The sequence below is a fragment of the Pseudomonas sp. MF06569 genome (assembly GCF_059862735.1).
This window is the reverse complement of the sequence record NZ_JCBCUZ010000008.1, coordinates 25,989-52,298: the sequence shown is the minus strand read 5'-3', so window position 1 is coordinate 52,298 and position 26,310 is coordinate 25,989. Positions and strand designations below refer to the sequence as shown.

Below are 26,310 nucleotides of genomic sequence, written 5' to 3'. Positions count from 1 at the left end.
AACCAGTCAAGAAACTGAAAAAGCCAATATACATGCGGATATTTCAGCAACACCCTCTCGCATTATGTTTATTCCCGCGCCAGTAAAGAGTACAGGATCAACTATAAAGTTAATTGTTTCGACCTGAAGCCATGCATAGGTGTTTGACAACGAAACTCCAACAGCCAAAACGCACAAAGGCCACCCGAAGGTGGCCTTTGTCTGGTGTAGCTATCAGCTAAGCGCGTGGCTTATTTGATTGCCCAGCCAGTCAGCTCGGACAGAGCCTTGCCGATGTCTGCCAGCGAACGCACGGTTTTAACGCCTGCGTCTTCCAGAGCAGCAAACTTCTCGTCTGCAGTGCCCTTGCCGCCAGAGATGATTGCGCCAGCATGGCCCATGCGCTTGCCAGCAGGGGCAGTCACACCAGCGATGTAGGAAACAACTGGCTTGGTCACGTGTGCCTTGATGTAGGCAGCCGCTTCTTCTTCAGCCGAACCGCCGATCTCACCGATCATTACGATCGCTTCGGTCTTCGGGTCTTCCTGGAACAACTTAAGGATGTCGATGAAGTTGGAACCAGGGATCGGGTCACCACCGATGCCTACGCAAGTCGACTGACCGAAACCGGCGTCAGTTGTTTGCTTAACAGCTTCGTAAGTCAGGGTGCCGGAACGCGACACGATGCCTACTTTGCCTGGCAAGTGAATGTGACCTGGCATGATGCCGATCTTGCATTCGCCTGGAGTGATAACGCCTGGGCAGTTAGGGCCGATCAGGGTAACACCCAGTTCGTCGCACTTAACTTTAGCGTCCAGCATGTCCAGGGTAGGAATACCTTCAGTGATGCAAACGATCAGCTTGATGCCGCCGAAAGCTGCTTCAAGGATGGAGTCCTTGCAGAAAGGAGCCGGTACGTAGATAACACTGGCGGTTGCGCCAGTGGCAGCTACGGCTTCTTTCACGGTGTTGAAAACAGGCAGGTCCAGGTGAGTGGTGCCGCCTTTGCCCGGAGTAACGCCACCAACCATCTTGGTGCCGTATTCGATGGCTTGCTGGGTGTGGAAGCTACCCTGCGAACCAGTGATGCCCTGGCAGATAACTTTGGTGTCTTTATTGATCAGGACGCTCATTACTTGCCCTCCGCAGCTTTAACAACTTGTTGAGCAGCGTCGGTCAAGCTGGTAGCAGCGATGATGTTCAAGCCGCTTTCTGCCAGTACTTTAGCGCCCAGTTCAGCGTTGTTGCCTTCAAGGCGAACAACCACCGGGATTTTCACGCCGACTTCTTTCACTGCACCGATGATGCCTTCGGCAATCATGTCGCAACGAACGATGCCGCCGAAGATGTTGACCAGTACTGCAGCGACATTGCTGTCGGACAGGATGATCTTGAACGCTTCGGTAACGCGTTCTTTGGTAGCACCGCCGCCAACGTCGAGGAAGTTGGCTGGCTTGCCGCCATGCAGGTTAACGATGTCCATGGTGCCCATCGCCAGACCAGCGCCGTTTACCATGCAGCCGATGTTGCCTTCCAGTGCTACGTAGTTCAGTTCGAACTTGGCAGCGTGCGCTTCGCGCGGATCGTCTTGCGACGGATCGTGGAAAGTTTTCAGCTTGGCCTGACGGTACATGGCGTTAGCGTCGATGTTGATTTTTGCATCGAGGCAGTGCAGATCGCCGTCAGCCTTGATAACCAGCGGGTTCACTTCCAGCAGGGCCAGATCGTGATCCTTGAACAGTTTGGCCAGACCTACGAAGATCTTGGCGAACTGAGTAACTTGCTTGCCTTCCAGACCCAGCTGGAAAGCCAACTCGCGACCCTGGAATGGCTGAGCGCCAACCAGTGGATCGATAGTTGCTTTCAGAATTTTTTCTGGAGTGTCGTGAGCGATCTTCTCGATATCCACGCCACCTTCGGTGGAAGCCATGAATACGATACGACGGCTGGAACGGTCAACGACAGCGCCCAGGTACAGCTCTTTAGCGATATCAGTGCACGATTCAACCAGGATCTTGGTGACCGGCTGACCATTGGCATCAGTCTGGTAAGTCACCAGACGCTTGCCCAACCACTGTTGTGCGAATGCTTTAGCGTCTTCTTTGCTGCGAACCAGCTTAACGCCGCCCGCTTTACCGCGACCACCTGCGTGAACCTGGGCTTTGACAACCCATTCGGTCCCACCGATTTTGTCGCAAGCTTCTGCGGCTGCTTCCGGGGTGTCTACTGCATAACCCTTGGATACTGGCAGGCCGTATTCAGCGAACAGCTGCTTACCCTGATACTCGTGAAGATTCATGCTTTTTACCGTCTTCGTTAGGTACTGCGCATTCGGCGCTGCACTTTTATTAGTGCCGCACCACCTGTGACTGCTGCTTGTGCTGCCTTTACAAGCCCGACACCCGCGTGAGCGGAGCCGGGCCTGAGTCAAACAAGACAAGACTGCGTCCGGCGGAAGTTCCGCGGTGAGGCTTGCTAGCAAGGCTCACGACGGGCAAACCGCCGTGGTTTCTTATTGTCTGGTCTTAACGTTTCTTGCGGTTGGCAATGTGGATGGCGCCGCCATTCACTGCCAGTGCTGCTTCGTGCAAGGCTTCAGACAGGGTTGGATGGGAGAAAACCATCATGCCCAGATCTTCAGCGCTGGTGCCGAATTCCATACCGATCGCGCCTTGCTGAACCAGCTCTGCTGCGCTCGGGCCAATCACGTGGACGCCCAGTACGCGGTCAGATTTGGCATCAGCGATGACTTTAACAAAGCCACCGGTGTCGTTTGCTGCCATGGCACGGCCACTGGCTGCAAACGGGAAGGTGCCGACGTTAACTTCAACGCCTTCAGCTTTCAAGGTCTGTTCGGTTTTACCGACCCACGCGATCTCCGGGTGAGTGTAAATAACCGATGGAATCAGGTCGTAGTTCATCTCGGTCTTGTGACCTTTAATGCGCTCGACAACCATGATGCCTTCTTCCGATGCCTTGTGTGCCAGCATCATGCCACGTACCACGTCACCAATGGCGAAAACGCCCGGTACGCTGGTCGCGCAATGATCGTCAACAAACACGAAACCGCGCTCGTCGATGGTCACGCCGCTGTCAGCTGCCAGCAGTTCGGTAGTCACCGGGCGGCGACCAACGGCTACGATCAGCTTGTCGAAGGTGATGGTCTGTTCGCCGTTGGCGTCGGTGTAGGTCACAACGACTTCTTCGCCGTTAACCTTGGAACCGGTAACGCGAGCGCCCAGCTTGATGTCCAGACCTTGTTTGGTCAGGGTTTTGTAGGCTTCTTTGGATACGGCAGCGTCAGCAGCCATCAGGAACGTGTCCAGAGCTTCCAGAACCGTTACCTGAGCACCCAGACGGGACCATACCGAACCCAGTTCCAGACCGATAACGCCAGCGCCGATAACGCCCAGACGCTTGGGTACGGATTGGAATTCCAGGGCGCCGGTCGAATCAACGATGACGTTGTTATCAACTGGAGCAGGTGGAATGTCGATCGGACGCGAGCCCGAAGCCAGAATCACGTTCTCGGCTTCGATGATTTCGACAGTGCCGTCTGGCTTGGTCAGTTCAACTTTCTTGCCGGCCAGCAGTTTGCCGTGGCCTTGCAGGGAAGTAACGCCGTTAGCCTTGAACAGGGTAGCAACGCCGGAAGTCAGACCTTTAACGATGTTGGCTTTACGACCAACCATCGCAGCAACGTCCATCTTCACTTCACCGGTGGTGATGCCGTGGATGGCAAATGCATCCTTGGCTTCGTGGTACTTCCAGGAGCTGTCCAGCAGCGCCTTGGATGGAATGCAGCCAACGTTCAGGCAAGTACCGCCCAGCGCCAGTTTGCCTTCCTTGTCGGTGTATTTTTCGATGCAAGCAGTCGAAAGGCCCAGTTGAGCAGCCTTGATGGCAGCAACGTAGCCGCCAGGGCCCGCACCAATCACTACAACGTCAAATTTCTGAGACATGAAAATAGATCCTCTATTAGCTACAAGCTGTCAGCAGCACGCTACAAGCCAAAGCCAAGCTGCTTTTTCTCGCAGCCTGGCACCTGAAGCTTGCAGCCGCTTCTATTAGATATCCAGCAGCAGACGAGCCGGGTCTTCCAGCAGGTTTTTGATTGCTACCAGGAAACTTACAGCTTCTTTGCCATCGATCAAGCGGTGATCGTAAGACAGAGCCAAATACATCATCGGACGGATTACGACCTGACCGTTGATTGCCATTGGACGCTGAAGGATGTTGTGCATGCCCAGGATCGCGGCTTGCGGCGGGTTAACGATCGGGGTCGACATCATCGAACCGAAAGTACCACCGTTAGTGATGGTGAACGTACCACCGGTCATTTCGTCGATGGACAGTTTGCCGTCACGGGCTTTTTTGCCGTAAGCAGCAATGCCGCCTTCGATTTCAGCCAGGCTCATCAGTTCGGCGTTACGCAGAACCGGAACTACCAGACCACGGTCGCTGGATACAGCAACACCGATGTCGGCGAAGCCGTGGTAAACGATGTCGGAACCGTCGATCGAAGCGTTGACCGCCGGGAAGCGTTTCAGCGCTTCGGTAGCAGCCTTGACGAAGAACGACATGAAGCCCAGACGTACACCGTTGTGCGACTTCTCGAACAGGTCCTTGTACTTCGAACGCAGTGCCATGATTTCAGTCATGTCCACTTCGTTGAAAGTGGTCAGCATCGCCATGTTCGATTGAGCTTCAACCAGACGCTTGGCCACGGTGGCACGAACGCGGGTCATTGGAACGCGTTTTTCTACGCGGTCGCCAGCAGCGAAAACCGGAGCAGCAGCGGCAGGTGCGGCAGCCTTGGCAGGCGCAGCAGCAGGCGCGGCCTTTTTGGCAGCAACAGCGGCAACTACGTCTTCCTTGGTCACACGACCGCCTTTGCCAGTACCGGCAACGGAAGCAATGTTGATACCGTTTTCTTCAGCGATCTTGCGAGCAGCAGGCGCAGCCACTGGATCGTCTTCGCCTTCGCCAGCTGGAGCAGCAGCCTGAGCAGCCGGTGCAGCAGCGGCTGGAGCAGCAGCAACGCCGCCTTCAACGATGGAGCCCAGAACTTCGTCGGACAGAACGGTGTCGCCTTCGTTCTTGACGATAGCGCCCAGTACGCCGTCAGCTGTTGCCAGCACTTCCAGCACAACCTTGTCGGTTTCGATGTCAACAATCAGGTCGTCGCGCTTTACAGCGTCGCCCGGTTGTTTGTGCCAGGTGGCAACGGTGCCATCGGCAACCGATTCCGGAAATGTTGGGGCTTTGATCTCGATAGCCATGTTCTTTGGTTCCTTAAATTCGGTTTCAGTGCGCGAAGGCGTTAAACAGTGAACGCGTCTTGCAACAGTTTTGCCTGTTGCTCAGCGTGCATCGATGCGTAACCACAAGCAGGTGCAGCAGAAGCGTCACGGCCCGCGTACTCAAGTACGAGAGATTTGTCGTGACCGCTGATGATGCGGCGCATGTGGTGCTGGCTGCAGTACCAGGCACCCTGGTTCATCGGCTCTTCCTGACACCAGACAATATGTTTGGCGTTTTTGTACGGAGCCAGGACTTCAATCAAGTCGTCCTCAGGGAACGGGTACAGCTGCTCAAGACGCACGATGGCGATGTCATCACGACCTTCGGCACGGCGTTTTTCCAGCAGGTCGTAGTAGACCTTGCCGCTACACAGCACGATGCGACCGACTTTCGCCGGATCTTGTGCATCGATTTCCGGAATAACGGTCTGGAACGAACCTTCGGCCAGATCTTCCAGGGTCGAGATTGCCAATTTGTGACGCAGCAACGACTTCGGAGTCAGGACGATCAGCGGCTTGCGCAGCGGACGGATGACCTGACGGCGCAGCAGGTGATAAATCTGCGCAGGAGTAGTCGGCACGCACACCTGAATGTTGTGCTCGGCGCACAGCTGCAGGTAACGCTCAAGACGTGCAGAGGAGTGCTCCGGGCCCTGACCTTCATAACCGTGTGGCAGCAGCATGGTCAGACCGCACAGACGGCCCCACTTGTGCTCGCCGCTGGTGATGAACTGGTCGATTACAACCTGGGCGCCGTTGGCGAAGTCGCCGAACTGGGCTTCCCAGATCACCAGCGCGTTAGGCGTGGTGGTCGAGTAGCCGTATTCGAACGCCAATACCGCTTCTTCCGACAGCAACGAGTCGTACAGGTCAAAACGTGGCTGACCTTCAAACAGGTGCTTCAGAGGAATGTAGGTGCCAGCATCTTTCTGGTTGTGCAGCACGGCGTGACGGTGCGAGAACGTACCGCGGCCGATGTCCTGACCCGTCATGCGAATCGGGTGACCTTCGAACTGCAGGGTTGCGTATGCCATTGTTTCGGCATAACCCCAGTTGATCGGCAGGCCGCCGGCTTGCATTTTTTGACGATCTTCGTAGATCTTCGCAACCTGGCGCTGAACAACGAAGCCTTCCGGAATTTCCAGCAGCTTGGCAGACAGTTCTTGCAGGGTCTTGAGATCAAAACGGGTGTCGTGACGCGCAGTCCAGGCGTGACCCAGATATGGGCGCCAGTCTACGAACAGCTCTTTGTTCGGCTCTTTGACCAGACTTTTCACAACATGCAGACCGTTGTCCAGCGCGTTGCGGTATTCGTCGATCTTGGCCTGAACGCGTTCTGCGTCCACCACTTTCTCTTGCGTCAGACGTTCGGCATACAGTTCACGGGTAGTGCGCTGCTTGGCGATCTGCTGATACATCAGCGGCTGAGTACCGTTTGGCTCGTCGGCCTCGTTGTGACCGCGACGGCGGTAGCAGAACAGGTCGATCACGACGTCACGCTTGAACTGCATGCGGTAGTCGATAGCCAGCTGGGTTACGAACAGAACGGCTTCCGGATCATCACCATTCACATGGAGGATCGGTGCCTGGATCATTTTCGCAACGTCCGTGCAGTACTCGGTGGAGCGCGAGTCTTCCGGATTGCTGATGGTGAAGCCCACCTGGTTGTTGATCACCAGATGAATGGTGCCGCCCGTCTTGAAGCCGCGAGTTTGCGACATCTGGAAGGTTTCCATGACCACGCCCTGACCTGCGAATGCAGCATCACCGTGGATGGAAATTGGCAGTACTTTTTCGCCGGTGCTGTCGTTACGACGGTCCTGGCGAGCACGTACAGACCCTTCAACCACTGGAGAAACGATTTCCAGGTGGGACGGGTTGAACGCCATTGCCAGGTGGACTTCGCCACCACCGGTCATGACGTTGGAGGAGAAGCCCTGGTGGTATTTAACGTCACCGGAACCCAGCTCGATCTTTTTCTTGCCTTCGAACTCGTCGAACAACTCGCGCGGGTTTTTACCGAAGGTGTTCACCAATACGTTCAGACGGCCACGGTGGGCCATGCCGATAACGATTTCCTTGGTGCCGTAGTTGCCCGAACGCTGGATCAGCTCGTCCAGCAAAGGAATCAGGCTCTCGCCACCTTCCAGGCCGAAACGCTTGGTGCCCGGGTATTTGGTACCCAGGTACTTTTCCAGACCTTCAGCAGCAGTCACGCGCTCAAGCAGATGGCCTTTGACTTCAGCCGAATACGTTGGGCGGCCGCGTACGCTTTCGAGGCGCTGTTCAAACCAGTGGCGCTGCTCGGAATCGACGATGTGCGTGAACTCTGCGCCGATGGTGCGGCAATATGTCTGCTGCAACGCTTCGAGAATTTCGCGTAGGCTCGCTTCCTCTTTGCCGATGTACAGGTCGCCGGCACGGAAGGTCGTATCAAGATCGGCATTGGTCAAGCCGTAATGATTGATCGACAGGTCTGCAGGTGCAGGACGCTGCCACAGTCCCAGCGGATCAAGCTGGGCTGCCTGGTGGCCGCGCATCCGATAGGCCTGGATCAATCGCAGCACTTCAACCTGCTTCTTCTCGTGCTCACTGCTCACGCTCCCGGCGGAAACCGGTTGGGCGCGGCGCTGGTTCTTTGCCAGCAGCACGAAATGATCGCGGATTGTGGAGTGCGAAACATCGTTGGCAGAGTTGCCGTCAGTAGGCAACGTCTGAAATTTGGTGCGCCATTCTTCTGGCACAGCGTTAGGGTCGTGCAGGTAGAGCTCATAGAGCTCTTCCACATAGGCAGCGTTACCACCTGAAAGATAGCCGCTGTTCCACATGCGCTGCATCACGCTTTCTTGCATGCTTGGTCACCCTCGGTTAGGGGACACCATCGACGAGAACACCAGAGCATGCTTGAGAAAGTCCGAATACAGCGACTAAAACAAGCCACTTAGGATCACGCTGATAGTCCGGGTACCAGCCCGGATGCCCCTGCTGGTCTCATTTCTTCAAAATAAGAGCCGCAGCTTTTGAGCTGTTGCTCAGGTTAAAACTACGGCGCCGGTTGAAGCCTGCGCCGCAGCATTTACGGTTGAAGCGGTCCTGCGGTACAGCCTTGGATCACACGCCGCTTTGCAGCAGCATGCTACGCACGTGACCGATGGCCTTAGTCGGGTTCAAGCCCTTCGGACACACGTTTACGCAGTTCATGATCCCGCGGCAGCGGAATACGCTGAACGGGTCATCCAGTGAAGCCAGACGCTCGCTGGTCTTGGTGTCACGGCTGTCAGCCAGGAAGCGGTAGGCTTGCAACAGTGCAGCAGGGCCCAGGAACTTGTCCGGGTTCCACCAGAAGGACGGGCACGAGGTCGAGCAGCAAGCGCACAGGATGCACTCGTACAGACCGTCGAGCTTTTCACGCTCTTCTGGCGATTGCAGACGCTCGATGGCCGGAGCCGGAGTATCGTTCTGCAGGAACGGCTTAACTTTTTCGTATTGCTTGTAGAAGATGCTCATATCGACGACCAGGTCACGGATAACCGGCAAACCTGGTAGTGGACGAACGATCAGCTTGTTGCCTTTAACGACAGCAGACAGTGGCGTGACGCATGCCAAAGCGTTTTTGCCGTTGATGTTCATGCCGTCGGAGCCGCAAACGCCCTCACGGCAAGAGCGACGATAGGAGAAACCCTCGTCCTGCTCTTTGATCAGGGCCAGTACGTCCAGCACCATCAGGTCTTTACCGTGGGTATTGACCTCGAATTCCTGCATGAACGGAGCGGCGTCCTGATCAGGGTTGTAACGATAAACACTGACTTTCAACATATCGGCCACCCTTAGTAAGTCCGAACCATAGGCTCGAAGGTCGGAACGGTTTTCGGCGAGAAGTTCACCGCACGCTTGGCTACGCGCTTGTCACCCGGGAAGTACAGGGTGTGGCACAGCCAGTTAACGTCGTCACGATCTTCGAAGTCTTCACGGGCGTGAGCACCGCGCGATTCTTTACGAACTTCAGCAGCGATTGCAGTCGCTTCAGCCACTTCGAGCAGGTTTTGCAGCTCAAGGGCTTCGATACGAGCGGTGTTGAACGCCTGGCTCTTATCGTTGATTTTCACGTTGGCAATGCGCTTGCGCAGATCTGCCAGCTGGGCAATGCCCTTCTGCATGTATTCGCCAGTACGGAATACACCGAAGTAGTTCTGCATGCAGCTCTGCAGCTCTTTACGCAGGGTTGCCACGTCTTCGCCGTCGGTACGCGAGTTCAGGCCATCCAGACGTGCCAGGGCAGCGTCGATGTCGGACTGGCGCGGACGAGCGTAATCAACGCCTTCTTTCAGGGTCTGTTCAAGGAACAGGCCGGCAGCACGACCGAATACCACCAGGTCGAGCAACGAGTTGCCGCCCAGACGGTTGGCACCGTGTACCGATACGCAAGCCACTTCACCCACTGCGAACAGGCCAGGGATGATCTGGTCAACGCCGTCAGCGTCCTGAGTGATTGCCTGGCCATGAATGTTGGTGGCAACGCCGCCCATCATATAGTGGCAGGTAGGAACCACTGGAACTGGAGCCAGAACCGGGTCAACGTGCGCGAACGTTTTCGACAGTTCGCAGATACCAGGCAGACGGCTGTGCAGAACTTCTTCACCCAGGTGATCGAGTTTCAGCATCACGTGGTCGCCATCCGGACCGCAACCATTGCCCGCGATGATTTCCTTAACCATCGAGCGAGCAACTACGTCACGACCGGCAAGGTCTTTGGCGTTCGGAGCATAGCGCTCCATGAAACGCTCGCCGTGCTTGTTGATCAGGTATCCACCTTCACCACGGCAACCTTCAGTAACCAGTACACCGGCGCCGGCAATACCGGTTGGGTGGAACTGCCACATCTCGATGTCCTGTACCGGCACGCCAGCACGCAGCGCCATGCCAATACCGTCACCGGTGTTGATCAGAGCGTTGGTAGTCGAAGAGTAGATACGACCTGCACCGCCAGTCGCCAATACGGTGGCATTAGCGCGAACGTAGGAGGTTTCACCGGTTTCGATGCAGATAACGATCATGCCGACGAAATCGCCAGCCTCGTTCTTAACCAGATCGACACCGTAGTATTCGTTCAGGAATACAGTGCCGGCCTTCAGGTTGGCCTGGTACAGGGTGTGCAACAGCGCGTGACCGGTACGGTCGGCTGCAGCGCAAGTACGGGCAGCCTGGCCGCCTTTACCGAAGTCCTTGGACTGACCACCGAAAGGACGCTGATAGATACGACCCTGTTCGGTACGGGAGAACGGCAGACCCATGTGCTCGAGTTCGAACACGGCTTCCGGACCTACGGAACACATGTACTCGATAGCGTCCTGGTCACCGATATAGTCGGAACCCTTGACGGTATCGTACATGTGCCAGCGCCAGTCATCGTTCGGATCTGCAGAAGCGATCGCGCAGGTGATGCCACCCTGAGCCGATACAGTGTGCGAACGAGTCGGGAAAACTTTGGTGATTACGGCAGTCTTGTGACCACCTTGTGCCAGCTGCAGAGCAGCGCGCATGCCAGCACCGCCGCCGCCAATAATAATGGCGTCGAACGAAAGTGTATTAACTGTGTTAGCCATGAATCAGATACCCCAAAGAATCTGCACACCCCAGACGAAGTAAGCGAACATTGCAACGCCGCAGACTGCCTGGAAGAGGAAACGTACTGCTGTCGCGGACTTGCCCAGCGCCATTGGCGTCAGGTAGTCGGTCGCGATGGTCCACATGCCTACCCAGGCGTGTGCGCCCAGAGCAACAAGGGCCAGCAGGCTGAAGATACGCATCCAGTTGCTTGCAAACAGCTCATGCCATTGGGCGTAGCCAATGCCAGGGTTCGCAACGAGGTATCCGATCAGGAAAATGAAATAAGCCGCTAGAACAACCGCAGACACACGCTGTGCCATCCAGTCATAGAGGCCCGAACGCGACAGGTTCGTAACGCTGGTTACCATATCCAAACTCCCGCCAGAACAATCATCACCACGGAAATGACGATTACAATTTTCGAGCCCAGTCGGCCGCCTTCAAGCGTCTCACCGATGCCCATGTCCATGATCAAGTGGCGCACACCGGCAACCAGGTGATACAGCAAGGCAGAGAGCAGGCCCCACGCAACGAATTTGGCCAGAGGACTGGTCAAGCATGCCTTCACCTCGGCATAGCCTTCTTCCGAACCCAGGGATTTGCTCAATGCATAAAGCATGATGCCCAGGCCGAGAAAAAGAATAATGCCCGATACACGGTGCAGAAATGACGTAACGCCGGTGATGGGGAGTTTGATGGTCCTTAGGTCTAGGTTTACAGGTCGTTGGCTATTCACGGCTTTTTTCACACTGAAGAGCCCCTAACAATCAGGGCAAGTTTGTTGGGATGCGCACTGGTCAGGTACCCACCACCCGGGAGTGACGACCCCCATCTAAACAGGCCCAAAAGCCCCTGGCGGTCGGCTGCCGAGTATAGACAGTTAGGTCGCTAATGACAACGCAAACACCTCCCCCTAATAGCGCATTGCGCTCTGGCTATAAAAGGCGTAAACGGCAGGGATATTCGCGAAAAATGACTCCCCAAAGCCTTGTACAGCAAGACTTTAGGCAAATTGACATTCAAATTTATCTCACTATAGTGGTGCGGGCCCTGCGTGGGGGGTCTGTCTGATGATTTCAAGCATAAATAGGAGGCCACATGGCTGACAAAAAAGCGCAGTTGATCATCGAGGGCGCAGCCCCCGTCGAGCTGCCCATTTTAACTGGCACCGTGGGTCCCGATGTAATCGATGTGCGAGGCCTAACGGCAACGGGCCGATTCACATTTGACCCTGGCTTCATGTCGACCGCATCTTGCGAGTCGAAGATCACCTATATTGATGGTGACAACGGTATCCTGCTGCACCGCGGCTACCCGATTGAACAGCTGGCTGAACACTCTGACTACCTTGAGACCGCTTACCTGCTGCTGAACGGCGAACTGCCGACTGCAGAGCAGAAGGCTCAATTTGTCAGCACCGTGAAGAACCACACAATGGTTCACGAGCAGTTGAAGACGTTCTTCAACGGCTTCCGTCGTGACGCCCACCCGATGGCGGTCATGTGCGGTGTAGTCGGCGCCCTCTCGGCCTTCTACCACGACTCCCTGGACATCAATAACCCGCAGCATCGCGAAATTTCCGCGATCCGTCTGGTTGCCAAGATGCCAACCCTGGCAGCGATGGTTTACAAGTACTCCATGGGTCAACCCATGATGTACCCGCGTAACGACCTGACCTACGCCGAAAACTTCCTGCACATGATGTTCAACACACCGTGCGAGATCAAACCGATCAGCCCGGTGCTGGCCAAGGCAATGGATAAGATCTTTATCCTGCACGCTGACCACGAACAGAATGCCTCGACTTCTACCGTGCGTCTGGCGGGCTCTTCGGGTGCCAACCCGTTCGCCTGTATTGCTGCCGGTATCGCCGCACTGTGGGGCCCTGCCCACGGCGGTGCAAACGAAGCCGTGTTGACCATGCTCGACGAAATTGGCGATGTTTCGAACATCGACACGTTCATCGCCAAGGCCAAGGACAAAAACGATCCGTTCAAACTGATGGGCTTTGGTCACCGGGTTTATAAAAACCGCGACCCACGCGCCACAGTGATGAAAAAGACCTGCGACGAAGTGCTTAAAGAACTGGGCATCCAGAACGATCCGCAACTCGAACTGGCCATGCGCCTGGAAGAGATCGCTCTGACCGACCCGTACTTCATCGAGCGCTCGCTGTACCCGAACGTCGACTTCTACTCGGGGATCATCCTCAAGGCGATCGGCATTCCAACCAGCATGTTCACCGTGATCTTCGCCCTGTCGCGTACAGTCGGCTGGATCTCGCACTGGAAAGAAATGCTCTCCAGCCCGTACAAGATTGGCCGTCCGCGCCAGCTGTACACCGGTTACGAGCAGCGTGACCTGACCAACCTGGAAGACCGCAAGTAAGGCATATCCCACGATATAGTCTTAGCTGCACACAAAACGGCCTCTATATATAGAGGCCGTTTTTGTTTTGCGCCGCTTTAACCCTGTGCAGAACTGACTGCTGCGGGAGCGGGCTTGCTCGCGATGGTATCGCTGCGGCTCGCCTGACAGGCCGCGGTGATGCCATCTCGAGCAAGCCCGCCCCCACACAAACCTCAACACAAAAAAATCCCCCTGCCTCACGACAGGGGGATTGCTTTACACATAACGCCTGCCGCTGATTAGTGATCCACCGCCCCGCTCGCCCCAAGACCCGTCTGCGAACGCACAAACTGCGGGAAGAACAACGCACGTTCTTTCTCTGCCGCCTTGGATTTGTCGGTAATAGAGAAGAACCAGATACCCGCAAACGCAATGATCATGGAGAACAGTGCAGGGTACTCGTAAGGGAAGATTGCTTTCTCATGATGCAGGATCTGCACCCAGATGGTCGGGCCCAGGATCATCAAGCCAACCGCACTGATCAGCCCCATCCAGCCGCCAATCATGGCGCCGCGAGTGGTGAGGTTTTTCCAGTACATGGAAAGCAGCAGCACAGGGAAGTTGCAACTCGCAGCAATGGAGAACGCCAGGCCCACCATGAATGCGATGTTCTGGCTTTCGAACAGGATGCCCAAGCCAATCGCCAGCACCGCCAGGGCGATGGTAGTGATCTTGGAAACGCGAATCTCATCCTTGTCGTTGGCCTTGCCCTTCTTGATCACGCTTGCATAAAGGTCGTGAGACACCGCCGAGGCACCGGCCAGGGTCAGACCCGCAACTACCGCAAGGATAGTGGCGAAGGCTACGGCCGAGATAAAGCCTAGGAACATGCTACCGCCCACCGCATCAGCCAGATGCACGGCCGCCATGTTGTTACCGCCCAGCAAGGCGCCAGCAGCGTCTTTGAATGCAGGGTTGGTGCTGACCAGAATGATCGCGCCAAAACCGATGATGAAGGTCAGGATGTAGAAGTAACCGATGAAGCCAGTTGCGTAGAACACGCTCTTGCGGGCTTCCTTGGCATCGCTCACGGTGAAGAAGCGCATCAGGATATGTGGCAGGCCGGCAGTACCGAACATCAGGGCCAGACCGAGGGAAAAGGCCGAGATCGGGTCTTTAACCAGGCCGCCCGGGCTCATGATCGCCTCACCTTTAGGGTGAATTTTGACGGCTTCGGCAAACAAGGCATTGAAATCAAAGTTGACGTGTTTCATTACCATCACGGCCATGAACGTCGCACCCGACAACAACATCACCGCTTTGATGATTTGCACCCAAGTGGTGGCCAGCATGCCGCCGAACAACACATACATGCACATCAGAATGCCTACCAGGATCACCGCAACGTGGTAGTCCAGGCCGAACAGCAGCTGAATCAGCTTGCCAGCACCGACCATTTGCGCGATGAGGTAGAACGCAACCACCACCAATGAACCGCAAGCCGACAGCGAGCGGATCTGGGTTTGACCCAAACGGTACGAGGCAACGTCAGCAAAGGTGTACTTGCCCAGGTTACGCAGACGCTCTGCGATCAGGAACAGGATGATGGGCCAACCCACCAGAAAGCCGATCGAATAGATCAGGCCATCGTAGCCAGAGGTGTAAACCAGCGCGGAAATACCCAGGAAGGAAGCGGCGGACATATAGTCGCCCGCAATCGCCAGGCCGTTCTGAAAACCTGTAATTTTGCCGCCCGCAGCATAGTAGTCGGCAGCAGACTTGTTACGCTTTGACGCCCAGTACGTAATGCACAGAGTTGCACCCACAAAAACGACGAACATGATGATCGCCGCGATATTAAGCGGTTGCTTCTGCACTTCGCCGGTCAGGGCCTCTCCCGCCCAGACCGCAGGTGCAAGGGCTGCAACGCCCAGTGTTGCCAATAGGCGCCCGATCATTGCCCTGCCTCCTTGAGAATTGCATTGTTCAGCTCATCAAACTCGCTATTGGCCCGGCGCACATAGATACCGGTAAGAATGAAGGCCGAAACAATCAACCCCACACCAATCGGAATACCCCAGGTAATAGACGAACCGGGACTCAACTTGGTCCCCATGATGTGTGACCCATAAGCAATCAACAGGATAAAGGCGGCATATAGTCCGAGCATGATTGCCGAGAGAATCCAGGCGAACCGCTCTCTTTTTTTAACCAGCTCCTTGAAACGCGGGCTGTTTTGAATCGAGAGGTAAATGCTGTCGTTCATTATTTTTGTCCTCGCAGCACAGATGAGATGGAACGTTTTCACTATTAGGGCGCCGCACATTCAATTCCAGACGACTTTAGTAGTAGAGCCCTGAATCAGCTGCAGCCCGCGTTTTATCTAGTCTGCAAGGACGATGCACATAAGCATGAAACTCCAGAAATGCAAAAACCGCCTGATGTAAACACCAGGCGGTCTTGTGTACTGCGAGCTAGACGCGTCGCGATTATTTAGCCGTCCACTCGGCCACACGCTCTGGGTGCTTGGCGACCCACTCTTTGGCCGCCGCCTCAGGCTTTGCCCCCTCTTGAATAGCCAGCATTACTTCGCCAATTTCATCTTTTGAGTTCCAGGAAAATTTCTCCAGAAACTCTGCAACTTCAGGTGCTTTTTTACCCAGTTCTTTGCTGCCAATGCTATTAACGGTTTCTGCAGCGCCATACACGGACTTAGGATCCTCGAGAAAACGCAGTTTCCACTTGGCAAACATCCAGTGCGGCACCCAGCCGGTCACGGCGATCGGTTCGTTTTTGGCATAGGCACGACCCAGTTCCGAGGTCATTGCCGCTCCGGAACTTGCCTGTAGCTTGTAGCCCTTGAGGTCATAATCCTTGATTGCCTGGTCGGTCTTGAGCATGACACCTGAACCGGCATCAATACCGACGATCTTGTTTTTAAACTCGTCGCTGCCCTTCAAGTCGGCAATGGACTGGGCCTTTACATACTCAGGAACGATCAGGCCAATTTTTGCATCTTTGAAGTTGGGCCCGTAGTCGACCACCTTGTCTTTATTCTTGGCCCAGTACTCGCCATGAGTAACGGGCAACCAGGCAGACAGCATGGCGTCCAGTTTCCCCGTGGCCACGCCCTGCCACATGATCCCGGTCGCAACGGGCATCAGTTTCACGTCATAGCCCAGCTTTTGCTTGATGACTTCGGCAGCCACATGGGTAGTTGCCACGCTGTCCGACCAACCATCCACATAGCCAATATTCAGGGTCGGCTTGCTCTGGGCGCTCGCCAGGCCCGCACTCATCGCCAGCACCAAGGCTGCTCCCGCGCTCAAAATACGTCGCATCTTCATCTTTGATTCCCCACAGTGCCGGGCCCGACGAGTGCCGGGCCACTACAAGTTTCCTACAAGGTTTTTCTACCCCGTATCACTTGCACCCGATCATCAACCTCGACTGCTTGCCGTCCTGCTCTGACGACGACCCCCATACAACCAGCAGCGACATTGCCACTACACCCAATTAGATGCCCGCATGCTTTGCCCAGATGGCTGCCCGAACTTTGCATGTCAAAATTATACGCGGGCGCTGTACCTGCTCAATTGCAGGTAAGATGCGCGGCTTTGCTCCCATACGGCCTGACCATGTCTGCGACTGCCCGCTTCCCCGTGCTGCCTTATCTCCTTGCCTGCTTACTGGGCATGTTTGCCATTGCCGGTTTCTGGTACGGCCTTGGCCAACCGGTGATTTTGCCTGATGCCGCAACACCGACCCATAAACTGCAATGTGCGTCGTACACGCCGTTCGACAAGGACCAATCACCGTTCGACCAGCCTTTCGTGCCTCGGGCCGAGCGCATGGACGCGGACCTGGCGTTGCTGGCCACGCGCTTTCAGTGCATTCGCACCTATTCGCAGGCAGGTCTTGAAGGCCTGCCAGACCTTGCACGCAAACACGGCCTGAAGCTGATGATAGGGGCCTGGGTCAGCAGCGACCCGGTTGCCACCGCACAGGAAGTCGACGCCCTGATCGCTTCGGCCAATGCCAACCCGGACGTTGTCAGTTCGGTCATCGTTGGCAACGAAGCCTTGCTGCGCAAAGAAGTCACCGCGCCACAACTAGTCAAGCTGATCGACAAGGTGAAAAGCCAGATCAAGCAACCCGTGACCTATGCAGATGTTTGGGAGTTCTGGCTGCAACATCCGGAAATCGCCCCGGCGGTGGACTTTCTGACCATTCACCTGCTGCCTTACTGGGAAGATGACCCTGCAGGCATTGATCAGGCGGTGAACCATGTCGCGCAGATCCGCCAGGTTTTCGGCAATAAGTTTGCGCCCAAGGACATCCTGATCGGCGAGACCGGCTGGCCCAGCGAAGGACGCCAGCGCGAAACCGCCGTACCTGGCCGGGTCAATGAAGCCAAATATATTCGCGGTTTTGTCACCCTGGCCGAGCAAAACGGCTGGAAGTACAACCTGATCGAAGCCTTCGACCAACCCTGGAAACGCGGCAGCGAAGGCGCAGTTGGCGGCTATTGGGGCTTGTTTGATGCAGACCGTCAGGACAAGGGCATTCTGGCCGGTCCAGTTTCCAATCTGCCGCACTGGCCTGCCTGGCTTGGGTTGGGCGCACTGGTGTTTCTGAGCACTCTGGTGCTTGGCGGGCGCGTTCGCACGCCACGTTCAGCCCTGCTGCTGCCAGCACTGGGCGCTGTGGCGGGATGCAGCATCGTGGCCTGGGCAGAACTGGCCTGCGTGACCAGCCGCTATGCCGGAGAGTGGGCCTGGGCCGGCCTGCTGGTCGGCTTGAACCTGATTGTATTGGCACATGCAGCGCTGGCTCTGGGCCAGAAAGAAGGTTGGCGCGAGCGCCTGTTCAATGTGCTGGAGCGCCGTGCTGGCTGGTGGCTGGCAGCGGCAGGGTTTGCCGGTGCGGTGATGATGCTGGGGCTGGTGTTTGAACCGCGCTATCGCAGCTTCCCGAGTGCAGCACTGATACTGCCTGCACTGGTTTACCTGCTGCGTCCGGTACACGGGCCACGCCGTGAATTCGGCCTGCTGGCATTGATCATCGGCGCAGGCATACCGCTGCAGCTGTACCGCGAGGGCCTGAACAACGAACAGGCCTGGATGTGGGCATTGGTGAGCATTCTGATGGTGATGGCATTGTGGCGTAGCGTGCGACAGAAAGCCTAACGCCCAACCTTGTGGGAGCGGGCTTGCTCGCGATAGAGGCGACGCGATCTGTCAGGCAGACCGCGTTGATGCCTTGACGAGCAAGCCCGCTCCTCTTGCCTTACCTGGCCGCCCGAACCAGTCGCAACCCGGCGATCACAACGGCAAACACTGCCAGGCTGGCGTTGTAGAGCGCCAGCGCAGGAAAACCGGACAACAAGGCCAGTACCGCCAGCGCACGGCCGACGTGCCCGCGCACAAAAAACGCGACAATCGACAGCACCAACGCCACCCAACCCAGCACCCTGAAATGAATCAACAACCCCAGGTTTGAACGCAGCTGGCATTCCCAACGCGCAGCCTCAGCCACACAGGTCCCAACCCACTGCGGGTCTTCCATCAAGCCGTAACGCAACCCATAACTGGCTGCCAGCCACACAGGCAGGGCGATAAGCAGCAAGATCAACGGCAAACGAGGTCGCATAAAAACTCCGATAGACAAAAGCGGCGCCCAGCTTAATCCCCATCCTTGCCTATGCAAGCCTTGCAATGAGATATCTGTTAACTAAAGTCATTCAGCGTGTATCTTGAGTGGCTTTTTGCCTTTTCGAGACTCTTTTGGGTTTTTTAGTGCCGCCATATGGCACTTCAGCACTAGCCCTGTGGTCATAGCCTGCGAATCTTTTGCGCACCTTCTTAGGGATAGTCTTCATGCTACGTTCTCTGCCCCTCGTTGCCTTGCTTGGCAGCCTTATCTTGAGTGCGTCCGCGCAGGCGGTCGATGTCGATCCCGCAACTTATGGCTACCCGATCACCAATCCGTTTGAAGCCACGATCGCCACCACGCCGCCGCAAATGCGCCCGCTGCTGCCTGACGAAGACGACATCAATCAATCGGATTACACCCTGAGCCTGCGCCCCGAACGCGAGTTCACGCTGCCCGCCAACTTTTGGGCCGTGAAAAAGCTGACTTACCGCATGGCCAAACAGGATCACCCGGCGCCGCTGATGTTTCTGATTGCCGGTACCGGTGCGGCTTACGACAGCAGCCTCAACGAGTACCTGAAAAAACTCTTCTATCAGGAGGGTTACCACGTTGTGCAGCTGTCATCACCGACCAGCTACGACTTCATGAGTGCGGCCTCGCGCCTGGCCACCCCCGGTATCAGCCAGTATGACGCCGAGGATCTGTATCACGTGATGCAAGCCGTGCGCGCCCAACAGGCCCACGTCCCGGTGACCGACTACTACCTGGCCGGTTATAGCCTGGGAGCACTGGATGCAGCGTTCGTCAGCCACTTGGATGAAACCCGCAAGAGTTTCAATTTCAAGAAAGTGTTGATGCTCAACCCTCCGGTCAACCTCTTCACCTCCATCAGCAACCTCGACAAGCTGGTGCAGACAGAGGTCAAAGGCATCAACAACACCACGACATTCTACGAACTGGTACTGGGCAAGCTGACTCGCTACTTCCAGGACAAAGGCCATGTGGACCTCAATGCGGCCCTAGTCTATGACCTGCAAAATTCCAAGGAGCGCCTGACCAACGAACAGATGGCGATGCTGATCGGCACCGTTTTCCGCTTCTCGTCGGCCGATATCGTGTTCACCTCGGACCTGATCAACCGTCGTGGCCTGATCACGCCGCCCAATTACCCGATCACCGAAGGCACCAGCCTGACACCGTTCCTCAAGCGCTCGTTGCAGTGTGATTTCGACTGCTACCTGACTGAACAGGTGATTCCGATGTGGCGCGCCAAAACCGATGGCGGCAGCCTGTTGCAACTGATCGACCAGGTCAGTCTGTATGCACTTCAGGACTACCTGAAAAACAGCCCGAAAATTGCCGTCATGCATAACGCCGACGACATCATCCTGGGGCCAGGCGATCTGGGATTCCTGCGCAAGACCTTCGGCAATCGCCTGACGGTTTACCCGTATGGTGGCCACTGCGGCAATCTCAACTACCGTGTCAACGCTGACGATATGCTGGAGTTCTTCCGTGGCTAAACAATTATTGCTTCTCGCCGCCCTGCTCGGCGCAGGCTTCGCCCAAGCGGATAACAGCAAGGCTCACACGGAGCTCACACCCGATGTCGACGGCTTCACCCAGCCGTTGAAACTGCTGAAGTTCAATCCGGGCCTGGACCAGCGCGAGTTTGAACGCGCCACCATGAACGCGCTGAGCATCTATGACCCGCTGGAACCGCTCAACCGCCGGATCTACCACTTCAACTACCGCTTTGATCAGTGGGTCTTCCTGCCGGTGGTCAATGGCTATCGCTACGTCACGCCAAGTTTTCTGCGTACTGGCGTGAGCAACTTTTTCAACAACCTGGGTGATGTGCCCAACCTGTTCAACAGCCTGCTGCAGCTCAAGGGCCATCGCTCGCTGGAAACAACAGGGCGGTTGTTGCTGAACACGACGATCGGTATTGGCGGGCTGTGGGATCCGGCCACGGCGATGGGCCTGCCCCGTCAGAGCGAAGACTTCGGCCAGACCCTGGGCTTTTACGGCGTACCGGGTGGTGCCTACCTGATGCTGCCGATCCTCGGGCCGTCGAACCTGCGCGACACCACCGGCCTTGCGGTCGACTTTGGCGTCAATCAGGAAATCAACTTTCTCAACGTGCCTCACGAAAGCACCCGCCATCCGGAAATCTGGGTGCTGGGCGCAGTCGACAAGCGCTACAACACCAGCTTCCGCTATGGCCAGTTCGACTCGCCGTTTGAGTACGACAAGCTGCGCTATATATATACCGAAGCCCGCAAACTGCAGATTGCGGAGTAGCGTTGTATGCAAACCCCGTAGTCGCTGCCGCAGGCTGCGAAGGGTTGCGCAGCAACCCGTTCTCCTGAATGTTGCGTGAAAGGCCCTTGCGGGCTTTATCGCAGCCTTCGGCAGCGACTACAAAACCTAATCCATCAAACCCGCAAAAACTGGCACAACGCATCACGCTTGGCCATCGCATCCCGACGCCCAAGCTCGATCAACTCCCGGCAATAGCCAGACTCGAACAGCAAATAACTCAGCACCCCTGCGCCACTGGTTTTGGTCGCACCGGGGCCCCGCAGAAACATGCGTAGTGCTGCAGGCAATTCATGTCGATGGCGGGCGGCGATTTCGTCTATGGGCTGACTCGGCGCAATCACCAGCACTTCCACGGGCGACAGGCCAAGGTTGTCGGTCTGTCTGGGCAGCAAGCGGCTGAAGTGGTTCAGGCGCTCCAGCAGTTCGATATCGCTCTCCAGACTGTCGATAAACGTGCTGTTGAGCATGTGACCGCCAATTTGCGCCAGGGTGGGTTGTTGAGCGTTGTAGAAACGCGGCTGGCCATCTTGTATATCCGGCCCTCGCGGGTTGCCGCTCACCCCCACCACCAGCACCCGGCTGGCCCCCAGATGCAGGGCCGGACTGATTGGCGCCGATTGGCGCACGGCACCGTCGCCAAAGTATTCTTCGCCCAGTTTTACCGGGGCAAAGAGCAGCGGAATCGCCGAACTGGCCAGCAAGTGCTCTACCGTCAACGCCGTAGGCATGCCGATGCGCCGATGACGCAACCAGCCATTGATCGTGCCCTTGCCTTGATAAAAGGTCACCGCCTGACTCGACGAGTAGCCAAATGCCGTGACAGCCACGGCGCGCAGGTGCTGCCCGGCAATCGCCTGCTCAATGCCGGAAAAGTTGATTTTGTCCCGCAGCAGATCCCGCAGGGGTGAGCTGTCAAGCAATGCCACCGGAACGTGGGAGCCCAGCCCGAGCAGGCTGTGCCCCACGAATCGACTGGCCTGATGCAGCACCCCCGGCCAGTCACTGCGCAATACGCGGTGACTTTCAAAACCCTGCCAGAATGCGGTCAGGTGCTCGACCGCACGGGTAAAATCCATCGCCCCGCTGGCCAGGCTGACTGCGTTGATCGCCCCTGCAGAGGTGCCGACGATCACTGGAAACGGGTTTGGCGCACCGGCAGGCAGCAGCTCGGCAATCGCCGCCAGCACGCCGACCTGATAGGCCGCACGCGCCCCGCCGCCAGACAGGATCAGGCCCGTGACCGGTGCTACTGACGTCACTGCGGGCAGGCCTGGGCGCGAGTTGCCTCAGCCGCGTTTGTCGTAGAGCTTGGGCTCGCCCGGTGGACGGGTCTTGAACCGGCGATGGGCCCACAGGTATTGCTCGGGGCACTCGCGTACCGCCCGCTCGACCCATTGATTGATTCGCAGGCAATCGGCCTCATCGCTGTCTCCGGGGAAATCCTTCAGGGGAGGATGAATGACCAATTTGTAACCACTGCCGTCGGCCAGTCGTTGTTGAGTAAAGGGCACAACCTGAGCTTTGCCCAGTTTGGCAAATTTGCTGGTAGCCGTAACCGTGGCGGCCTCAATGCCGAACAACGGCACGAAGATACTTTGCTTGGCGCCGTAGTCCTGATCGGGTGCATACCAGATCGCCCGGCCGGAGCGCAGCAACTTGAGCATGCCGCGTACGTCATCGCGCTCAACCGCCAGGGAGTCGACGTTATGCCGTTCACGCCCCCGACGCTGGATAAAGTCGAACAGCGGGTTTTTGTGTTCGCGGTACATGCCGTCGATGGTGTGCTGCTGGCCGAGCAAGGCAGCGCCAATCTCCAGCGTGGTGAAGTGGAACGCCATCAGGATGACGCCCTTGCCTTCCAGCTGCGCCTGCTTGAGATGCTCCAGCCCTTCGACATGGGCCAATTTGGCCAGTCGTGGTTTGGACCACCACCAACTCATGGCCATCTCGAAAAACGCGATACCGGTGGAGGCAAAGTTGTCTTTGAGCAACTGCTTGCGCTCGGCGGCCGTTTTCTCGGGGAAGCACAACTCAAGGTTACGCGACGCAATGCGTCGACGATCACCGGCCACCCGGTACATCAACGCACCCAGCCCTCGGCCGATACACAGTTGTACTTTATAAGGCAGTTGAACAACCAGCCACAGCACGCCCAGCCCCAGCCATAGCAGCCAAAAGCGCGGATGAAAAAAAACAGCACGAAAACGCGGGCGATCCATTAATGATTCCGGACAGACACAAGGGTCGGGCATTCTACAACGTTCGACCCGGCTTGCGGCTTGCGGGCGTTCTCGTTATAAGTCTCAGCACTTTAAGTGACAAGTCGCGTTAAGCAACCATGAGCCAAACCGAATCGCTAGACCAAGCCCCTGTGTTCCAGTTAAAGGGCAGTATGCTCGCCATTACGGTGCTGGAACTGGCGCACAACGACCTTGAAGCCCTTGACCGTCAACTGGCGGCCAAAGTGGCTCAGGCGCCTAATTTTTTCAGTAATACCCCGCTCGTCCTGGCGCTGGACAAACTGCCTGCCAGCGAAGGGGCTATCGATTTGCCGGGGCTGATGCGCGTGTGCCGTCAGCACGGCCTGCGCACCCTGGCCCTTCGCGCCAATCGCATTGAAGACATCGCAGCGGCCATTGCCATCGACCTGCCGGTGCTTCCGCCTTCAGGCGCTCGCGAACGACCGATTGACCCTGTCGAAGTCGTCGCGCCGAAAAAACCCGAAAAACCGCCTGAGCCGACCATCAAGCCGACCAAAATCATCACCAGCCCTGTACGTGGCGGTCAGACGGTGTATGCCGAGGGGTGTGACCTGGTGGTTATCGCCTCGGTAAGCCCCGGTGCGGAACTTATGGCCGATGGCAACATCCATGTTTACGGGCCAATGCGTGGCCGAGCGCTGGCTGGCCATAAAGGCAACACCAAGGCGCGGATTTTCTGCCAGCAGTTGAGCGCCGAACTGGTGTCGATTGCAGGCAAGTACAAGGTATCTGAAGACCTGCGAAGAGATCCGCTGTGGGGAACAGGCGTTCAGATCAGTCTGTCAAGTGACATGTTGAACATCACCCGTCTTTAACGGATACTCTCGCCATTTTCCAAGCATCTCAATTTCGTAGAGAAAACAGATTTCACCTTGTAGGCAACCAACACCCAAACAGCGTTTACGCTCTCGGATGATGACCCGCCAAGGCTGTTTGCCTGCAGTCGTTTATAGAGATGTTATTCAGGGGCTAAAAAGTCCTTTTTCCTTAGGGGTGAAACACCTTGGCCAAGATTCTAGTGGTTACATCCGGCAAGGGTGGTGTGGGTAAGACCACCACCAGCGCCGCTATCGGTACCGGCCTCGCTCTGCGCGGCCACAAAACAGTGATCGTCGACTTCGACGTTGGCTTGCGTAACCTCGACCTGATCATGGGTTGCGAGCGCCGCGTGGTGTATGACTTCGTCAACGTGGTTAACGGCGAAGCCAACCTGCAGCAGGCACTGATCAAAGACAAGCGCCTGGAAAATCTCTACGTGCTGGCCGCCAGCCAGACCCGTGACAAGGATGCGCTGACCAAGGAAGGCGTCGAAAAAGTTCTGATGGAACTTAAGGAAACCTTCGAATACGTGGTCTGCGATTCACCGGCTGGCATCGAAACCGGTGCTCACCTGGCCATGTACTTCGCTGATGAAGCGATTGTAGTGACCAACCCGGAAGTGTCCTCGGTACGTGACTCCGACCGCATGCTGGGCCTGCTGGCCAGCAAATCGCGCCGCGCCGAACTGAACCAGGACCCTATCAAGGAACACCTGCTTCTGACCCGCTACAACCCGGATCGTGTTTCCAAGGGCGAAATGCTCGGCGTTGAAGACGTCAAGGAAATTCTGGCCGTTGCCCTGCTGGGCGTGATTCCTGAATCCCAGGCGGTATTGAAGGCATCCAACCAGGGCGTACCCGTGATCCTTGATGATCAGAGCGACGCCGGTCAGGCCTACAGCGATGCGGTTGATCGCCTGCTGGGCAAAACCGTGGAGCACCGATTCCTGGATGTACAGAAGAAGGGATTCTTCGAGCGCCTGTTTGGAGGCAACTAGACAATGAACATTTTTGACTTCTTTCGTACCCGCAAAACGCCATCCACCGCGTCGGTCGCGAAAGAGCGTCTACAGATCATCGTGGCGCACGAGCGTGGCCAACGCAGCACCCCGGACTATCTGCCAGCCCTGCAAAAAGAGCTGGTCGAGGTGATCCGCAAATACGTCAACATCGGGGATGATCAAGTACAGATCGCCCTGGAGAACGAGGGTAGCTGCTCGATTCTGGAACTCAACATCACACTGCCTGATCGTTAATCGATCCGGCTGACACCGCGGCGACTTGGGCGCCTTCCCTGCCGGGAAGGTTCCCTCGTCGCCGTTGGTGTTTGTTAAGAGGCTGTTTTAATGCCGTTGTCCAATATTCACATCATCCACGAGGACGCTGGCGTCCTGGTGGTCAACAAACCCACCCTGTTGCTGTCGGTGCCCGGCCGGGCCGATGACAACAAGGACTGCCTCATCACCCGCCTGCAAGAAAACGGCTACCCCGAAGCGCGCATCGTCCATCGTCTGGACTGGGAAACCTCCGGGATCATTCTGCTGGCCCGTGATGCTGACACTCACCGCGAACTGTCCCGTCAATTTCACGACCGTGAAACCGAAAAGGCCTATACCGCGCTGGCCTGGGGTCAACCCGAGCTCGACAGTGGCAGCATCGACTTGCCCCTGCGTTACGACCCGCCGACCAAGCCCCGGCACGTGGTCGACCACGAGTTTGGCAAGAACGCGCTGACCTTCTGGAAAGTGCTGGAGCGTTGCGGCGATTACTGCCGCGTAGAGCTGACGCCGATTACCGGCCGGTCGCACCAGTTGCGCGTCCATATGCTGTCTATCGGCCACCCGTTGCTGGGCGATGGCCTGTATGCCCATCCGCAAGCCCTGGCCGCATGGCCTCGCTTGTGCCTGCACGCGAGCATGCTGAGTTTTACTCACCCGCAAACCGGCGAACGCCTGCGCTTTGAGTGCCCGGCACCGTTTTGACCGCAGGCATGACCACCTGACGTAGTCGCTG

At 56.7% G+C, this 26,310-nt stretch carries 23 protein-coding genes; 8 read left to right on the top strand and 15 right to left on the bottom strand.

The features are described 5' to 3' along the window. Positions 1-230: 230 nt before the first annotated feature. From sucD to sdhC, 9 genes are all read right to left on the bottom strand, one after another. Positions 231-1,112 carry a succinate--CoA ligase subunit alpha gene (gene sucD / locus AC19YQ_RS10405; RefSeq protein WP_019408932.1) on the bottom strand — a complete coding sequence of 294 codons (882 nt, stop codon included), beginning with the start codon at positions 1,110-1,112 and terminating at the stop codon, positions 231-233. Next, positions 1,112-2,278 (bottom strand): ADP-forming succinate--CoA ligase subunit beta, encoded by a 1,167-nt coding sequence (gene sucC, locus AC19YQ_RS10400; protein ID WP_133078140.1) that lies wholly within the window; start codon positions 2,276-2,278, stop codon positions 1,112-1,114. Before sucC ends, sucD begins: the two co-directional genes overlap by 1 nt. 226 nt (positions 2,279-2,504) lie before the next feature. Then, positions 2,505-3,941 (bottom strand): dihydrolipoyl dehydrogenase, encoded by a 1,437-nt coding sequence (gene lpdA / locus AC19YQ_RS10395; RefSeq protein ID WP_500595072.1) that lies wholly within the window; start codon positions 3,939-3,941, stop codon positions 2,505-2,507. A gap of 105 nt (positions 3,942-4,046) precedes the next feature. After that, a complete protein-coding gene (odhB, locus tag AC19YQ_RS10390; protein ID WP_019828557.1) occupies positions 4,047-5,261 on the bottom strand; it encodes a 2-oxoglutarate dehydrogenase complex dihydrolipoyllysine-residue succinyltransferase in 1,215 nt (404 codons plus the stop codon). Positions 5,262-5,302: 41 nt separating this feature from the next. Then, positions 5,303-8,134 (bottom strand): 2-oxoglutarate dehydrogenase E1 component, encoded by a 2,832-nt coding sequence (locus tag AC19YQ_RS10385; RefSeq protein WP_019828558.1) that lies wholly within the window; start codon positions 8,132-8,134, stop codon positions 5,303-5,305. A gap of 259 nt (positions 8,135-8,393) precedes the next feature. Continuing rightward, positions 8,394-9,098: a succinate dehydrogenase iron-sulfur subunit gene (locus tag AC19YQ_RS10380; RefSeq protein WP_133078138.1), complete on the bottom strand. Its 705-nt coding sequence runs from the start codon at positions 9,096-9,098 to the stop codon at positions 8,394-8,396. Between the two features lie 11 nt (positions 9,099-9,109). Next, positions 9,110-10,885, bottom strand: coding sequence for a succinate dehydrogenase flavoprotein subunit (sdhA, locus tag AC19YQ_RS10375; protein WP_219261568.1), 1,776 nt, complete (start codon positions 10,883-10,885; stop codon positions 9,110-9,112). A gap of 3 nt (positions 10,886-10,888) precedes the next feature. Continuing rightward, positions 10,889-11,257: a succinate dehydrogenase, hydrophobic membrane anchor protein gene (gene sdhD / locus AC19YQ_RS10370; protein ID WP_003446906.1), complete on the bottom strand. Its 369-nt coding sequence runs from the start codon at positions 11,255-11,257 to the stop codon at positions 10,889-10,891. After that, positions 11,251-11,637: a succinate dehydrogenase, cytochrome b556 subunit gene (gene sdhC / locus AC19YQ_RS10365; RefSeq protein WP_019828563.1), complete on the bottom strand. Its 387-nt coding sequence runs from the start codon at positions 11,635-11,637 to the stop codon at positions 11,251-11,253. Before sdhC ends, sdhD begins: the two co-directional genes overlap by 7 nt. Positions 11,638-11,987: 350 nt before the next feature. On the opposite strand from sdhC, the gene gltA reads away from it, so the two are divergent. Then, positions 11,988-13,277: a citrate synthase gene (gltA, locus tag AC19YQ_RS10360; RefSeq protein WP_019828565.1), complete on the top strand. Its 1,290-nt coding sequence runs from the start codon at positions 11,988-11,990 to the stop codon at positions 13,275-13,277. A 260-nt stretch (positions 13,278-13,537) separates the two neighbouring features. On the opposite strand, the gene AC19YQ_RS10355 is transcribed toward gltA, so the two are convergent. From AC19YQ_RS10355 to AC19YQ_RS10345, 3 genes are all read right to left on the bottom strand, one after another. Next, positions 13,538-15,196, bottom strand: coding sequence for a cation acetate symporter (locus AC19YQ_RS10355; RefSeq protein WP_339474179.1), 1,659 nt, complete (start codon positions 15,194-15,196; stop codon positions 13,538-13,540). Next, positions 15,193-15,504 (bottom strand): DUF485 domain-containing protein, encoded by a 312-nt coding sequence (locus AC19YQ_RS10350; protein ID WP_500595071.1) that lies wholly within the window; start codon positions 15,502-15,504, stop codon positions 15,193-15,195. The genes AC19YQ_RS10355 and AC19YQ_RS10350 overlap by 4 nt, the downstream gene beginning before the upstream one ends. A gap of 223 nt (positions 15,505-15,727) precedes the next feature. Continuing rightward, on the bottom strand, positions 15,728-16,585 hold the full coding sequence (locus tag AC19YQ_RS10345; protein ID WP_133078135.1) for a glycine betaine ABC transporter substrate-binding protein: 858 nt from the start codon (positions 16,583-16,585) through the stop codon (positions 15,728-15,730). A 291-nt stretch (positions 16,586-16,876) separates the two neighbouring features. Here AC19YQ_RS10345 and AC19YQ_RS10340 point away from each other — a divergent pair, with 291 nt between their 5' ends. After that, on the top strand, positions 16,877-18,427 hold the full coding sequence (locus tag AC19YQ_RS10340) for a glycoside hydrolase family 17 protein (RefSeq protein WP_500595070.1): 1,551 nt from the start codon (positions 16,877-16,879) through the stop codon (positions 18,425-18,427). A gap of 100 nt (positions 18,428-18,527) precedes the next feature. Here AC19YQ_RS10340 and AC19YQ_RS10335 read toward each other — a convergent pair whose 3' ends face one another. After that, a complete protein-coding gene (locus AC19YQ_RS10335) occupies positions 18,528-18,890 on the bottom strand; it encodes a hypothetical protein (RefSeq protein WP_339474182.1) in 363 nt (120 codons plus the stop codon). 227 nt (positions 18,891-19,117) lie between these two features. Between AC19YQ_RS10335 and AC19YQ_RS10330 the strand changes: the two genes are divergently transcribed. Together AC19YQ_RS10330 and AC19YQ_RS10325 are read left to right on the top strand one after the other, a co-directional pair. Continuing rightward, positions 19,118-20,416 (top strand): serine/threonine protein kinase, encoded by a 1,299-nt coding sequence (locus AC19YQ_RS10330; protein ID WP_133078132.1) that lies wholly within the window; start codon positions 19,118-19,120, stop codon positions 20,414-20,416. Further along, a complete protein-coding gene (locus AC19YQ_RS10325) occupies positions 20,409-21,197 on the top strand; it encodes an MlaA family lipoprotein (protein ID WP_339474184.1) in 789 nt (262 codons plus the stop codon). Before AC19YQ_RS10330 ends, AC19YQ_RS10325 begins: the two co-directional genes overlap by 8 nt. A gap of 134 nt (positions 21,198-21,331) precedes the next feature. On the opposite strand, the gene AC19YQ_RS10320 is transcribed toward AC19YQ_RS10325, so the two are convergent. Together AC19YQ_RS10320 and AC19YQ_RS10315 are read right to left on the bottom strand one after the other, a co-directional pair. Next, positions 21,332-22,477, bottom strand: coding sequence for a patatin-like phospholipase family protein (locus AC19YQ_RS10320; protein WP_500595069.1), 1,146 nt, complete (start codon positions 22,475-22,477; stop codon positions 21,332-21,334). Between the two features lie 27 nt (positions 22,478-22,504). Beyond that, positions 22,505-23,437, bottom strand: a complete 933-nt coding sequence (locus tag AC19YQ_RS10315; protein ID WP_339474188.1) for a lipid A biosynthesis lauroyl acyltransferase — start codon at positions 23,435-23,437, stop codon at positions 22,505-22,507. A 119-nt stretch (positions 23,438-23,556) separates the two neighbouring features. Between AC19YQ_RS10315 and minC the strand changes: the two genes are divergently transcribed. From minC to AC19YQ_RS10295, 4 genes are all read left to right on the top strand, one after another. Then, positions 23,557-24,294, top strand: a complete 738-nt coding sequence (minC, locus tag AC19YQ_RS10310; RefSeq protein WP_500595068.1) for a septum site-determining protein MinC — start codon at positions 23,557-23,559, stop codon at positions 24,292-24,294. Positions 24,295-24,482: 188 nt separating this feature from the next. Further along, positions 24,483-25,295, top strand: coding sequence for a septum site-determining protein MinD (gene minD, locus AC19YQ_RS10305; protein ID WP_019828576.1), 813 nt, complete (start codon positions 24,483-24,485; stop codon positions 25,293-25,295). A gap of 3 nt (positions 25,296-25,298) precedes the next feature. Further along, entirely contained in the window at positions 25,299-25,553 is a 255-nt protein-coding gene (gene minE, locus AC19YQ_RS10300) for a cell division topological specificity factor MinE (RefSeq protein ID WP_019828577.1), read from the top strand. A gap of 90 nt (positions 25,554-25,643) precedes the next feature. Then, positions 25,644-26,279: an RluA family pseudouridine synthase gene (locus AC19YQ_RS10295; protein WP_016780153.1), complete on the top strand. Its 636-nt coding sequence runs from the start codon at positions 25,644-25,646 to the stop codon at positions 26,277-26,279. Positions 26,280-26,310 lie beyond the last annotated feature (31 nt).

Bases quoted from the DNA above. Each gene is read 5' to 3' on its own strand.
- sucD (WP_019408932.1), bottom strand. From the start codon at position 1,112: ATGAGCGTCCTGATCAATAAAGACACCAAAGTTATCTGCCAGGGCATC.
- sucC (WP_133078140.1), bottom strand. From the start codon at position 2,278: ATGAATCTTCACGAGTATCAGGGTAAGCAGCTGTTCGCTGAATACGGC.
- lpdA (WP_500595072.1), bottom strand. From the start codon at position 3,941: ATGTCTCAGAAATTTGACGTTGTAGTGATTGGTGCGGGCCCTGGCGGC.
- odhB (WP_019828557.1), bottom strand. From the start codon at position 5,261: ATGGCTATCGAGATCAAAGCCCCAACATTTCCGGAATCGGTTGCCGAT.
- AC19YQ_RS10385 (WP_019828558.1), bottom strand. From the start codon at position 8,134: ATGCAAGAAAGCGTGATGCAGCGCATGTGGAACAGCGGCTATCTTTCA.
- AC19YQ_RS10380 (WP_133078138.1), bottom strand. From the start codon at position 9,098: ATGTTGAAAGTCAGTGTTTATCGTTACAACCCTGATCAGGACGCCGCT.
- sdhA (WP_219261568.1), bottom strand. From the start codon at position 10,885: ATGGCTAACACAGTTAATACACTTTCGTTCGACGCCATTATTATTGGC.
- sdhD (WP_003446906.1), bottom strand. From the start codon at position 11,257: ATGGTAACCAGCGTTACGAACCTGTCGCGTTCGGGCCTCTATGACTGG.
- gltA (WP_019828565.1), top strand. From the start codon at position 11,988: ATGGCTGACAAAAAAGCGCAGTTGATCATCGAGGGCGCAGCCCCCGTC.
- AC19YQ_RS10355 (WP_339474179.1), bottom strand. From the start codon at position 15,196: ATGATCGGGCGCCTATTGGCAACACTGGGCGTTGCAGCCCTTGCACCT.
- AC19YQ_RS10350 (WP_500595071.1), bottom strand. From the start codon at position 15,504: ATGAACGACAGCATTTACCTCTCGATTCAAAACAGCCCGCGTTTCAAG.
- AC19YQ_RS10345 (WP_133078135.1), bottom strand. From the start codon at position 16,585: ATGAAGATGCGACGTATTTTGAGCGCGGGAGCAGCCTTGGTGCTGGCG.
- AC19YQ_RS10340 (WP_500595070.1), top strand. From the start codon at position 16,877: ATGTCTGCGACTGCCCGCTTCCCCGTGCTGCCTTATCTCCTTGCCTGC.
- AC19YQ_RS10335 (WP_339474182.1), bottom strand. From the start codon at position 18,890: ATGCGACCTCGTTTGCCGTTGATCTTGCTGCTTATCGCCCTGCCTGTG.
- AC19YQ_RS10330 (WP_133078132.1), top strand. From the start codon at position 19,118: ATGCTACGTTCTCTGCCCCTCGTTGCCTTGCTTGGCAGCCTTATCTTG.
- AC19YQ_RS10315 (WP_339474188.1), bottom strand. From the start codon at position 23,437: ATGGATCGCCCGCGTTTTCGTGCTGTTTTTTTTCATCCGCGCTTTTGG.
- minC (WP_500595068.1), top strand. From the start codon at position 23,557: ATGAGCCAAACCGAATCGCTAGACCAAGCCCCTGTGTTCCAGTTAAAG.
- minE (WP_019828577.1), top strand. From the start codon at position 25,299: ATGAACATTTTTGACTTCTTTCGTACCCGCAAAACGCCATCCACCGCG.
- AC19YQ_RS10295 (WP_016780153.1), top strand. From the start codon at position 25,644: ATGCCGTTGTCCAATATTCACATCATCCACGAGGACGCTGGCGTCCTG.